At 56.0% G+C, this 13,302-nt stretch carries 7 protein-coding genes; 2 read left to right on the forward strand and 5 right to left on the reverse strand.

What is annotated here, in order from left to right:
* Positions 1–10 precede the first annotated feature (10 nt).
* Positions 11–418, forward strand: coding sequence for a response regulator (locus BXP70_RS17140; RefSeq protein ID WP_086595334.1), 408 nt, complete (start codon positions 11–13; stop codon positions 416–418).
* Positions 419–536: 118 nt separating this feature from the next.
* On the opposite strand, the gene BXP70_RS17145 is transcribed toward BXP70_RS17140, so the two are convergent.
* Positions 537–3,026, reverse strand: coding sequence for a M1 family metallopeptidase (locus BXP70_RS17145; RefSeq protein ID WP_086595335.1), 2,490 nt, complete (start codon positions 3,024–3,026; stop codon positions 537–539).
* Between the two features lie 299 nt (positions 3,027–3,325).
* On the opposite strand from BXP70_RS17145, the gene BXP70_RS17150 reads away from it, so the two are divergent.
* Positions 3,326–4,330: a DUF3078 domain-containing protein gene (locus BXP70_RS17150; protein WP_086595336.1), complete on the forward strand. Its 1,005-nt coding sequence runs from the start codon at positions 3,326–3,328 to the stop codon at positions 4,328–4,330.
* 220 nt (positions 4,331–4,550) lie between these two features.
* Here the strand turns inward: BXP70_RS17150 and BXP70_RS17155 are convergent, their stop codons facing one another.
* The 4 genes from BXP70_RS17155 to BXP70_RS17170 all read right to left on the reverse strand — a co-directional run bounded on the left by BXP70_RS17155 (position 4,551) and on the right by BXP70_RS17170 (position 13,262).
* Positions 4,551–7,691 (reverse strand): efflux RND transporter permease subunit, encoded by a 3,141-nt coding sequence (locus BXP70_RS17155; RefSeq protein ID WP_086595337.1) that lies wholly within the window; start codon positions 7,689–7,691, stop codon positions 4,551–4,553.
* Positions 7,692–7,998: 307 nt separating this feature from the next.
* Complete coding sequence (locus BXP70_RS17160; protein WP_245849663.1) at positions 7,999–8,619, reverse strand: DUF1349 domain-containing protein; 621 nt, start codon at positions 8,617–8,619, stop codon at positions 7,999–8,001.
* A gap of 216 nt (positions 8,620–8,835) precedes the next feature.
* Positions 8,836–12,015, reverse strand: a complete 3,180-nt coding sequence (locus tag BXP70_RS17165; RefSeq protein WP_086595338.1) for an efflux RND transporter permease subunit — start codon at positions 12,013–12,015, stop codon at positions 8,836–8,838.
* A gap of 140 nt (positions 12,016–12,155) precedes the next feature.
* The gene (locus BXP70_RS17170; RefSeq protein WP_086595339.1) at positions 12,156–13,262 is read right to left on the reverse strand and encodes an efflux RND transporter periplasmic adaptor subunit; all 1,107 of its coding nucleotides are present in this window, start codon (positions 13,260–13,262) and stop codon (positions 12,156–12,158) included.
* Positions 13,263–13,302: the final 40 nt, after the last annotated feature.

Below are 13,302 nucleotides of genomic sequence, written 5' to 3' on the forward strand. Positions count from 1 at the left end.
AGCTGCTCTGATGCTCAACGTCGATATCTTGCACGTAGAAGATGACCCCTACTGCGTGGAGCTGGTGCAGCGGGCGCTGCGTAAGCTCACTCCCCCGCCGGCCTATCTCGCCGTGCGCGACGGGGAAGAGGCCCTGGCTTTTCTGGCCGGTCAAGTACGCCCGCCACGTCTGCTACTACTTGACCTGAAACTGCCGAAGGTGAGCGGACTCCAGGTGCTGGAAGCGCTGCGGGGCAACCAAGAGGCGGATATGCTGCCGATTGTGGTATTTACCTCGTCCCAGGAACTACAGGATGTGGAGCAATCGTACCAGCTCGGTGCCAATAGCTACGTCGTTAAGCCCGTGACCTATAAGGAGTTTAGTGAAGCCGTGCAGCACATGGTAAACTATTGGGTTGGTATCAATTACCTGCACTAGCTAACCCAGAGTGGCGTTGCGCCGCCAGTAGAGCTTAAAAAGCTAGGTTCCCTTCGCAGCCGCGAAGGGAACCTAGCTTTTTAAGTCTAGGCAACTCTTGCCCGGCTTCTAGCCTAGGCTACTTGGCCTGCTGAATGGCCTGCTGGGCTTGCTCAATCACCTGCTTGTTCTGGGCGGCGCTGGTGCCCGATTGCTTGCTCTTTAAAGCCTCCAGCAAGTTGATCATGGGGTCGGCGGCGCCGTAGCTTTTGAACTGAATACCTAGGTTCTTGATGCGGTCAACGCCCTCGGCAACAGCAGTAGGGTCGTTGAGGCGCATCAGCATCCCGGCAAAGCCTTTGAGTAAGTCGAAGCGACCTTGTGGACCAGCCTCGTCAAACTTCTGGCGCACAAAAGGCCACTGTTCCAAGCCGCCTTGGGTCGCATATACTTCGGCAATGGCGGCAGTCAGCTTGCCTTTGTTATCGGCCTCGAAGGTCCTAGCTTGTGCCAAAGCTTTAGCAGGCGCCACGGCAGCTAGGCCGCTCAGGGCAGCGCCTTGCACGGCATACGACTGGCTCTTGAGGTTGCTGGTGAACAGGGCTTCGTCGCGCTTGTCGGTTAGCTGACCTAGGGCCGTCAGGATTTCAGCTTGCACGAGGGGTTCCTTCTCGGTGGTGAGCTGCTTGCGCAAAACAGGCGCGATGAGCTTCTGCATGGCTTTGCTTTCTAAATCAAGGTTTTGCAGTGCCTCAATGCGAAGACCATAGTATTTATCGGAAGTAGCCGCTACGAGCAGACTGCGCGCGCCAGCATCTGTGCCCTGCTTCTCTTTAGCGGCGGCAATTGCCTCATACCGGTCCACATAGCGTGGAGCATGCTGGTACTGGTACACATAGTCGGCCAGCGGCTTATTGTCTTTTTTCTGCCACAGCATCACTTTTTGCGCGTCCACGTTTACGAGGTCGGGCTTGGCGGCTACTGGGAATTCCAGCGTTTCGGTGGCGTTGCGCAGCACCACGTTGCGCCGCTCCACTTTCCCTTTCACGTACAAATCAATGGCAATTGGCAGCGTAAATGGCTCGCCAGGCTGCAACTGCTTCACCGTGACGGTCTGCACTTTGCGGCCACCGTCCCAAGCGTAGTCGATCGTAACAGTGGGCTGGCCGGCGTTGAAGAACCATTGGTTGTAGAACCAATTTAGGTCTTTGCCTGAAGCCGCCTCAAAAGCTAGCCGCATCTGGTGCGCTTCGCCGTTGCCGAAAGCGTTCTGCTTCAGGTACTGATTTAAGCCGGCAAAAAATACATCGTCGCCTAGGTAAGCGCGTAGCATGTCGAGGATGAGGCCACCTTTCTGATAGGTCACGGCATCGAACATGTCTTCGCGCTCGGCGTAGTGGAAGCGCACTAGGTTCTTGGTGTAGTTTTCGGGGTTGCCTAGGTACTGCGTAAGGTAACCGTACTTGTGCGCGTCGGCAGCGTCTTGGCCGTACTTGTGCTCGGCCCACAGGCCTTCGCTGAAGTCGGCCATCGACTCATTCACCGTCAGGTTGCTCCAGCTTTCGGTGGTCACGTAGTCGCCAAACCACTGATGAAACAGCTCGTGGGCAATCACCGATTCGTCGTTGCCGTATTGCCGATCGATCAGCTCGCGGGGTGTTTTCTGCAAGAAGTCGCCGTGCAGGGTGGCCGTGGTGTTTTCCATGGCCCCGCTCACGTAGTCGCGCACCACAATCTGGGCGTACTTATTCCAGGGAAACTCTACCCCGAGCCGAGTGGAGAAGAATTCCAGCATCTCGGGCGTGTTGCCAAAGATCTGTTTGGCATAAGGGGCGTAGGTTGGCTCTAGGTAATAATCAACGGGTTTGCCGCGCCACGTGTCGTGCGTCACCTTGAAACTGCCCACCGTCATCATCACCAAGTAGGGCGAGTGGGGCTGCTCCATCTTCCAGGTATCGGTGCGCAAGCCGGCCCCAGCGGGCGTCTGCGATACCATTTTGCCGTTGGAAAGCGTGAGGTACTTGCTCGGCACCGTCATGCTGATTTCCGTGGTCATCTTCTGGTTGGGCCTGTCGATGGTGGGGAACCACGCCGAGTTCGACTGCGACTCGCCTTGGGTCCAGATCTGGACGGGCTTGCCTTTCACGGTGCTGTCGGGGTTGATGAAGTACAAGCCTTTGGCGTCGTTGATGGCCGCGCTGCCTTTCACTTTCAGCTCGTTCGGCTTGGCCGTGTATTCTAGGTACACGGTATAAGCGGTGCCCGGCGCCACCGTTTTGCCTAGCTGAACGAGCAGTTGCTGCTGGTTGTAGTCGTACTTGAGAGGCTGCGTGCTGCCGTTGCTGCCCACCAGCGCCACCGTTTTGATGTCCATGCCCTGCGCATCCAAGCGCAGCGAGTCGGTGGCATAGGCGTGGGGCTTCAGCGTCACCCAGGCTTTGCCGTAGAGGTAGCTTTTGGCGTAGTCGAAGCGCACGTCGAGCTTGGTGTGTACCAAATCGTTGACTTTGGTGGCCGTGGCGCGGTAGGGAAGCAGCGCTGGGTCGGAGGCCGCAGAGGTGGTTGGTGCCTGCGCCCAAAGACTAAAAGAGCTGAGCAAGCAAACGCCAGCAGCAAAAACTTTTTTCATGAAGAAGACTGAGGTGAATCGAATCGTGCAAACCTAGGTAATAGGAAGAACGGTTTGCTTGGTGAAGATTGCCTTTTTCCTGAAAAATCCTGTCACTGCCCGTGGCTCGCTCGAATTTTGCCTGCTGCCCGGCGGCCAGTTTGCTCCCTAGTGGGGCAGCTGCCTAGGTGGTACGAAGCTAGGTTTGCTAGCGCCGCGCTGCTTGTTGTACTATGGCAATAAATATATAAAAATGCGATTATCAAATGCAGAAAAGGCAGCCCATTAGTAACTTGCGGCCGCAATTGTCTGCGTGGTTCATGAGAGTTCGTTCGGGAGCGTCCTTGCTCTCCTTTGTTTTAGGTGGCCTGATCAGTAACCGGGTAAGTGCCCAGGCCATTCCGGTGCCGCCAGTGTTACCGGTGCCCATCGTGTCGACTATTCCGGTTGTTACCAAACCGAAGCTTGATACGCTGATTGTCATTCTGCGGCCACCATCTCCCTGGAAAACAGCCTTTAAAGCAACATTCAATTTGAATGAAAGCGCCCTGTCTTCCAACTGGCGGGGTGGGGGCGTGAACTCCATTGGCCTGAATGCGCAGCTAAACCAGAAGGCCAACTTTCACCGCGGCCGCAACAGCTGGGACAACGAGGCCGATTTCCTATATGCTTTTGTCGCCAACAAGGATCAGGGCTACCGCAAGAGCCTCGACCGGTTGTTTCTGGACACCAAGTACGGCTCCAACATCAGCACGCAGTGGAACATGTTTGCCTCGCTGAACCTGCTCACGCAGTTCGCGCCCGGCTTCAAGTACAGCACCGACGCCAACGGGCAGCAGCGGGCGCAGAAGGTCTCGTCGGCCTTCGCGCCGGCTTACATCACGGCGGCCTACGGCATGGAGTATGTGGCCAATAAGTGGTTCAAGATCAGGCTTTCACCGCTGGCCTCGCGCCTGACCATCGTAGGGCGGTCTGAGCGGTTTGTGGATGTACTCGGGGAAAAGCCTTACGGGGTGACACAAGGCCGCTCTACGCACTTTGAAGTGTTGGCCGGACAAATACTAGCTGAGCTGGATAAAGGGCTAGGTTCTAACATGAACCTAAAAGCACGCTACCTGCTTTTCGCCGACTACGAAAAGCTAGCCCTGCGCCGCGTCGACCACCGCCTTGATGCCAGCTTCACGGCCAAGGTAAATCGCTACATCAACGTGGCCATCACCGGCATCCTGCTCTACGACTACGACCAGGACCGGGCCGTGCAGTATAGTCAGGGCTTGTCGCTGGGGTTGATTTATACCCGGCAGAACCCACAAGAAAAGAAGTAGGATAAGGGGAGTGTCGTTAATTGGTTGAGCATCTAGGATTAGCGTTAAACCTAGCTCCCCTCCTTTTTCAAGGAGGGGTTGGGGGTGGTCTAGCTAGAAGGGGTGGTCTAGCTAGAACTAGAAGATTAGAGCTACCCTTTAGAAACCGTTCAACTAGTTTTACCACCCCCAACCCCTCCTTAAAAAGGAGGGGAGCTAGGTTTTAGCTCTAGTTCTTAACCTAGGCACTCACGAGTTGTGGCTTCTCGGCTATGGGGGCCGCTGGCGCATCTTGGTGCATTTCACGGTACGCCCAGTCAAATACCAGCGGGAAGATGAGCAGCGTAAGAATAGTAGCCGACACTAATCCGCCAATCACGACAATAGCCAGCGGCTTTTGGGTTTCGGAGCCGATGCCGGTGCTCAGCGCAGCCGGGAACAAGCCAATCATAGCCATAAGTGCCGTCATCACCACGGGTCGTACGCGAGAGGCTACACCCAGGCGCAGCGACTCCTCCAGAGGAATTTTGTTGCGCAGATTCTGCTTGAACACCGTGATGAGAATCACGCCGTTCTGAATACAAATGCCAAACAAGGCGATGAAGCCGATACCGGCCGAGATGCTGAAGTTGACGTGCGTGATGTGCAGCGCCACAATGCCGCCGATGAGGGCGAAGGGCACATTTACCAGTACGAGGCCCGCATCCTTGCCATTGCCGAAGGTGATAAACAGCAGAATGAAGATGATTACCAGCGAGATAGGCACCACCTGCGTGAGGCGCTTAGTAGCACGTACTTGGTTCTCGAATTCGCCAGCCCACGTGATGCTGTAGCCCTTAGGCAAGTGAATCTGCGCGTTAACCTTCTTCTGCGCTTCGGCAATCGTAGAGCCCATGTCTCGGTCGCGGATGCTGAATTTCACCGCAATGAAACGCTGTCCGCCGTCGTGGTATACGAAGGCCGGGCCGTTAAGCGTCTTGATCGTTGCTATTTCCTTCAGCGCCACCTTACTACCGCGAATGGTCGATACGCGCAGCTCGCCGATTTCGGCTTCGGTGCTGCGGTAATCTTTGGGGTAACGGATGCGCACGTCAAACTTCCGTTCGCCTTCGTAGAGCTGTGTTGCCGCCTTGCCGCCGATGGCCATTTCCACCACGGCTTGCGCGTCGGCGGCGCTCACGCCGTAGGCGGCCATGCGGGTTTGGTCGAGCAGCACGCTCATTTCGGGCTGACCTAGGTTGCGCAGAATACCTAGGTCTTTCACGCCGCGCACCGTCTTGAGAATGTTCATCACCGAGTCGGCTTTGTCGTCAATGGCTTGCAGATCATTGCCGAAAATCTTCACGGCCAGGGCCGCGTTGATGCCGGCCACGGCTTCCTCCACGTTGTCGATGATGGGCTGGGAGTAGTTGAAGATGATGCCGGGATACTCCTTCAGCTTATGGTCCATTTCCTCAATCAGCTGCTCCGTCGTGATTTTGCGCTTCCACTCTTCCTTCGGGTAGAGGTTCACCTGGCACTGCACGTAGTAAATGCCCGAGGGGTCGGTGCCGTCGTTGGAGCGGCCCGTTTGGCTCAGCACCGATTGCACCTCCGGGAACTGGCGCAGAATACGGCGGAAGTTGCCGGCCATCTTGGTCGTCTCGGTCAGTGAGGACGACATGGGCATCTTCGTTTCCACCCACAGGGCGCCTTCGTTTAGCTCGGGCAGAAACTCGGAACCTAGGAAAGTGAACGAGTACAGCGCCGCGGCCATAATCAGAAAGGCGGTAGCGAGGCTCAGGCGCTTGTTGGCGTAGGTGAAGGCAAAGCCTTTCGTCACGATGCGGTCGAAGAAGTTAACGAGCGGGTTGTTCTTCTCGCGCACGTCCTTGTTGAGCAGGATGCTCGCCAGCACCGGCACCAACGTCAGGGTCAGCAGCAACGCGCCAACCAAAGCAAAACCTAGGGTATAGGCCAGGGGAGAGAACATCTTGCCTTCCACCTTCTCGAAGGAGAAAATAGGAAGTAAGCAGGTGAGAATGATGAGCTTGGAGAAGAATACCGCCTTGCCTAGCTCGCCGCCCGTTTTCTTGATTACCCCCATTTTCGCCAGCTTGTTAAACACCGGCATCCCGACTTTATGCGCCTTGTGGTCGAGTACCACGAAGATGCCTTCCACCATTACCACGGCCCCGTCGATGATAATGCCGAAGTCGATAGCGCCCATACTCAAAAGGTTGGCACTCATGCCTTTCAGGCGCAAGCAGATGAAGGCAAACAGCAGCGCCAGCGGCACAACGATGCCCACAATCAGCGTCGAGCGCCAGTCGGCCATGAACAGAAACACGACCAGCGTGACAAGCACAATGCCTTCAATCAGGTTGTGAATGACGGTGTGCGTGCAGTGGTCCATCAGCACGTCGCGGTCGTAGAAGGTCTTGAGCTTGATATCAGAGGGCAGGATCTTCGTGTTTAGCTCGTCGACTTTGGCCTTCACGCGGCCTAGCACCTCGGCGGGGTTTTCGCCCTTGCGCATAATCACGATGCCTTCCACCACGTCATTGTTATCGTCGAGGCCAGCTTGGCCCACGCGCGGACGGAAGCCTTCGGTGATGGATGCCACGTTGCGCACCAGAATGGGCGTGTCGTGAATGTCCTTGACGATGATGTTACCGATGTCAGCGGCGTTCGTCAGCAGGCCGATGCCGCGCACTACGTACGATTGGCCGTTTTTCTCAATCACGTCGCCACCTACGTTGATGTTACTCTTCTGCACGGCTTGGTACACTTCGAGCGGCGTGAGGTCGAACTTCTGCAATTGTGCCGGGTCAACGGTGATTTCGTAGGTTTTGGTAGTGCCGCCAAACGCGGCAATGTCGGCCACGCCCGGTACTGACTTGAGCTGGCGCTCTACCACCCAGTCTTGCTCGGCAAGCAATTGGTTGGTTGTGCGATCTTTGCCTTGCACCGTGTAGCGGAAAATCTCACCCGTAGGACCGTAGGGCGGCTGCACATGGGTGTCACAGCCGTCGGGGAAATTCACGCCCGCTAGCAGGTTGTTGACCTGTTGGCGGGCGAAGAAATCCTCCACATCATCATCGAAGTTGATCTTCAGCACCGACAAGCCGAACATGCTGATCGAGCGCATGTTGCTCTTCTTCTGCACCGAGTTCATGGCCACCTCAACCGGCACCGATACGAACCGCTCCACTTCCTGCGCCGAGCGCCCCGGCCACTGCGACACAATGATGATCTGTGTGTTGGTGACGTCCGGAAACGCCTCAATGGGCGTGTGTAGGTAGCTGAAAACGCCACCTGCGATGAGCAAAGCCGTCATGAAGAACACGAAGAAGCGGTTCTTCAGCGAAAAGGCAACGATGCTTTGAATGAATTTGCCCATGGGGAAGAAAGGGGAAGTGGGTGGTGAAAGCCCGAAGCCGGGAAGGTGGAAAGGAGCGGCTCATGCTTTCTTCCTTTATAGCGGTAAGGCTAGGTTTGGCATGAAGAATTGGTGAGAATCTGATGAATCTTTAGTGAGGGTTTGATGAAGAGAAATCGGAAGAAAGCTAGGTGCTTGGTGCCTTGGCCCACGGTCTCAGGCGTCGAATCAAGGCACGTAGGCTCAGGCACTGAAAACAAAAAAGCCTTCCCCGTATTGGGAAGGCTTTTATCCTGAGCGAAGTTGGTTTGAGCTAGGTATCTACCGCTTACTGCTGAACGGGCTTCACGGAGAAATCTTCGAACGTCACGGGGAAGCCTTTGCCATCGGGGGCGGCGCACATCAAGCCAATCTGCACCTTCTTGCCAGGCGTGGGCGGGAAGTAAGCTAGGCGCAGCATCTTGAAGTCTTTGTTGTCGAAAGAATACTGAATTTCCACGTAGTCACCCTTACGCAGGAGCGTGAGCCACACCGTTTTGGGGCTGTCTTGGCGGGGCACCACCGACCAGTCGGACACTTCCCGCGTCACGACGGCGCTTACGTTCTGCACGCCCTTCACGTACTCGATGCCGGTCTTGATCCAGTTCTTCTCGTCGAGCCGAATCATGAGGCCGGCTTGGTCATACAGCTCCTTGTACTGGCCGGTGATCTTCACTTTGGCCATAAAATCTCCTTCCTGCTCCTGGTAGTAAAAGTGGCCGTTGTCGCGGATGAAGCCGTAGTGCGTCACGCGCCAGAAGTCGGTGCCTCCATCTACCTGTACTTGCACTTTCTGATCGGTGATAGTCGCTTTTTTGGGCGCATTTTGCCAGTTCATCTTCGAGAAAGTTTGGGCGGAAGCCGCAGTAGCTAGGGCGAGAAAAAGGCCGCTGAGGAGCAGGGTTTTCATGGACTGTGTAAGGAAGGTTTCGGTGGACAGCTGTAGGTTTTAAGCTGACAGGTGAGCGAAGAACTAGGCTAGGTGCCGCCCGAAAGTAGGCAAAAACAGCTCAGCTGTAAGCCAAGGCGTGCGCCGTAGTAGGGCTGGGCAGCTGAGCAGTACAAGCCAGTAGAAAACAAAAAAGCCTTCCCGAAGCGAGAAGGCCTTTCCGAAACAGGTTAAGATTTAGGCACCTACCAACGCCGGGTTGCTAGGCTGCTTGTGGTGTTTCTCGGGGTGCAAAGCTGGATCGTCGCCGTAGTGGGTGTGCTCGGAGCGATAGAAGCGCTCGAACACCAGTGGGAAGATGAACAGCGTCAGGATGGTACCCGTAATGAGGCCGCCGATAACCACAATAGCCAGGGGCTTAGAGGTTTCTGAGCCAATGCCGGTGCTGATGGCAGCGGGCATCAGACCAATGGTGGCCATCATGGCCGTCATCACCACGGGGCGCACGCGGCTAATGACGCCTTCGTGGATGCTGTCGTCGAGCGACATCTTCTTCACTAGGTTCTGCTTGAACACCGAGATGAGAATCACGCCGTTCTGAATACAGATACCAAACAGGGCGATGAAGCCAATACCGGCCGATATGCTGAAGTTGGTGTGCGTAATCAGCAGCGAGGCAATGCCACCGATGAGGGCAAACGGCACGTTCACGAGTACCAGACCTGCATCCTTCAAGTTGCCGAACAAGATGAACAGGATGAAGAAGATCATGGCTAGCGAAATAGGTACTACCTGACCTAGGCGCTGAGTGGCCCGGCGCTGGTTCTCGAAGTCGCCAGCCCATTTGATCGAGTAGCCTTTCGGGAGCTGGAGCACCTTGTTCACTTTGCGCTGCGCTTCTTCAATCGTGGAGCCCATGTCGCGGCCGCGAATGCTGAACTTGACAGCTGCAAAGCGCTGGTTGTCATCACGGTAGATGAGTGAAGGACCATTCACGTCGGAGATATTGGCGATTTCCGTCATGGGGATGGTGTTGCCTGCTTGAGTCGGCACCATCAGCGCGCCGATTTCGGCAGGCGTCTGGCGGAACTGCTCCTGGTAACGCACCCGGATCGGGAACTTCCGCTCGCCTTCGTACATCTGCGAAGCTTGCTTACCACCCACGGCCATTTCGAGCACCGCGTTGGCATCCGACTTCGACACGCCGTACTGGGCCATGCGACCTTCATCCAGATCAACGTGCAGCTCAGGCTGACCGATGTTGCGCAACACCCCTAGGTCATCAATCCCTTTCACGGTTTTGAGCTGCTCGTACACTTGGCGGGCCTTGCCTTCCAGGGTTTTTAGGTCGGTGCCGTAAATCTTCACGGCGATAGAGCCTTTCACGCCGGAGGCGGCTTCTTCCACGTTGTCGGTGATGGGCTGCGAGAAGTTGAAGTCCACGCCGGGGAAGCGGTTCAGCTTCTCTTTCATGTGCGCAATCAGCTCCTCGCGGTAGGCGGCGCTCTTCATTTTCTTCTGCACTTCATCCGTGTGCTTGATCTGCACCAAAAACTCGTTGTTGTAGAAGCCCGTTGGGTCGGTGCCGTCGTTGGGGCGACCGGTCTGGCTTACCACGTCGCTCACCTCGGGGAAGGTCAGGAACACACGGCGCATCTCGTTGCACAGCTTGTTCGACTCATCCAGGGAGATACTCAGCGGCAACTGGGCCCGCACGTAGATCGAGCCTTCGTTCAACTCGGGCAAGAACTCGGAACCTAGGAAGTGGAAGGAGCCTACCCCAACAGCCACAATGATCGTAGCAACCAGCAAACTAGCCGTTTTGCGGGCGTAGGTGAAGCGGAAGAAGCGCTGGGCGCCGCGGTTAATGCCGCGGACGAAGAAATTGTCCTTCTCCCGCACGTTCTTTCGCAGCAAGATGCTGGCTAGAACCGGCACTAAGGTCAGCGTAAAGATCAGAGCACCAAGCAGGGCAAAACCGAGGGTCCAGGCCAGCGGCGAGAATACCTTGCCTTCTACTTTTTCGAAGGAGAAGATCGGGAGCAACGCCGTGATAATGATGGCCTTGGCGAAGAAGATGGACTTGCCCATTTCCTTACCAGTCTTCTTGATCAGACCTAGCTTGGCGAGCTTGTTAAAGCGCTCCATGCCCATTTCGTGCGCCTTGTGGTCGAGGGCGACAAAGAGTCCTTCCACCATCACTACCGCGCCGTCGATGATGATACCGAAGTCGATAGCACCCATCGAGAGTAGGTTGGCGCTCATGCCCTTCAAGCGCAAGCAGATGAAGGCAAACAGCAGGGCCAGCGGGATAATCACGGATACGATAACCGTGGTACGCCAGTCGGCCATGAAGATGAACACAATCACCGTCACGAGGATGATGCCTTCCATGAGGTTGTGAATCACCGTTTCGGTCGAGAAGTCAATCAGTTGCTGCCGATCGTAGAAGGTCTTGATCTTCACATCCGAGGGCAGAATCTTGTCGTTTAGGTCGGCTACTTTGTCCTTCAGGCGGGCAATAACTTCGGAGGGGTTTTCGCCCTTGCGCATCACCACGATGCCTTCCACCATGTCGTCGTTGGTGCCGCGGCCCACCCGACCTAGGCGGGGCAGCGCCGACTCGTGCACGATAGCCACGTCTTTTACCAAGATCGGGGCACCGTTCACGTTCTTAATCACGGTGTTGTTGATGTCGCCGATGTTGTTTAGCAGACCGATACCGCGTACCACGTAGTTCTGCTGGCCTTCGTTTATCACGTCGCCGCCCACGTTGATGTTGGAGCGCTGGATGGCGTTGTACACGTCCAAGGGCGTGATGCCGAAGTCCTGGAGCTTGCCGGGGTTCACGCTGATTTCGTAATCTTTCACCTCGCCGCCGAAGCTGTTCACGTCGGCCACGCCGGGCACGGCTTTCAGGTTGCGCTCAATCACCCAGTCTTGGATGGTCTTCAGCTCGCGGGTCGTTTTGTCGGAGCTAGCTAGGGTGTAGCGGAAGATCTCGCCGGTAGGGCCGTAAGGCGGCTGCACGTCGGGGTCAGCGCCTTCGGGTAGGTCAGCTTGGGCGAGGAGGTTGTTTACTTGCACCCGGGCAAACGCGTCGTCTACGCCGTCGTCGAAGATGACTTTCACCACCGACAAGCCAAACAGTGTGGTCGAGCGGATGCTGGTCTTTTTCTGCACGGGGTTCAGCGCAATTTCGATGGGCGCCGTCACGAACTTCTCAATCTCCTCCGCTGAGCGGCCGGGCCACTGCGTGATGATAGTAATTTCGGTGTTCGTTACGTCCGGAAACGCCTCGATAGGCGTGTTGCGGTAGCTCACTACCCCAGCCACGATGGCCACCACGGTCATCAGGAAGATGAAGCCGCGGTTCTTAAGGGAAAAGGCGATAATGCCTTGGATGAACTTGTTCATGACTTGCTAAAAAGCTAGAATTCAGAAGCTAGGAGGAAGGAGGAAGCGGAAAGGAGCCTTTTTGAAGAGGCAAGGGTATGGCCGTCAGCACAGTTCAGCTGACTTCTACTCCTCGCTTTTAGCTCCTGAATCCTCCGGTATTAGTCGTTCAGTTCGTCGTACACGAGTAACTGGTTCTGGGCGATGATCTTCTCGCCGTCTTGCAGACCCGACTTCACGTAGCTCACGTCGCCCACTGTTTTGAGGATTTGCACGGGGCGCGTTTCGATGTGGCTGCGGTCTTTGAAGACCATCACGAAGTTGCGGTCCTTGTCGAACACCACGCACTTGGCAGGCACGGCCAGCATCTTGTTGCCTTCCGTATTGCCCACTCTAATTTGAGCGTACATCTCAGGCTTGAGCAGGTAGCCGGGGTTATCGAGGCGGACGCGCACCTTCATAACCTTGCTTTCGGGGTCGAGCACGTTAAAAACTTTATCGATGCGGCCATTGAAGTGCTTGTCGGGGTAGCTCAGCGTTGTCACGTCGGCCTGGTAACCTTCGCGCACTTTGGCAATGTCCGATTCAAATACGTTGGCCATAATCCACACGTCGTCCAAGTTGCTTACCGTAAATAGGTTGCCCACGTTATCGGCGTTAAACTGCATATGGTCAGTGACGTTTTTCTCGGTGATGAAACCTGAGATGGGCGCCCGCAAGGTGTAAGTGCCGTCGGCTGATACGCCATACACGCTCAGTTGCTTGCGGCTCTTGCCCACGTTGCCTTGGGCTTTGCGCAATTCCTGACGGGCTAGCACCACGTCGCGTTCGGAAGCTAGGCCGTCGTGGAACTGGTCTTCGGCTACTTGCAGGTTCTTGCGGGCAATGTCCAAGTCGGAGCCAGCGGCGGAGCTTTGGTTTTGCAGGTCAGCAATTTCGCCGCTCTTAATCACGGCTAGCACCTGGCCTTTGGCCACGTGGTCACCTAGCTCCACGCTAAGCTGCTCAACGACGCCACCTACCAGCGGATATACCTTCACGGTTTTGTCGCCGTCGGAGGCAATCTGGCCGGAGAGCGTCAGCTCGTCGCGGATGGGCTCAGCGTGTACGGTATCTATTTTCAACTCACGCAGCATTGTATCCGACATCGTAAAGCCGGCTTCGGCTTTCTGCGGCGTTTCCGCGGCGTCTTTTGGTTTCTGCGAGCAGCTCGCTAGCAAACCCAGCGAAGCGGTAGCAGCGAGTATGAGGGAGGGGATGCGGTTCATATCGTTGATTCTTTGGATCTAATGAGGAGTTCTGGTACAG

The organism is Hymenobacter crusticola (assembly GCF_002154225.1).
GTDB lineage: Bacteria > Bacteroidota > Bacteroidia > Cytophagales > Hymenobacteraceae > Hymenobacter > Hymenobacter crusticola.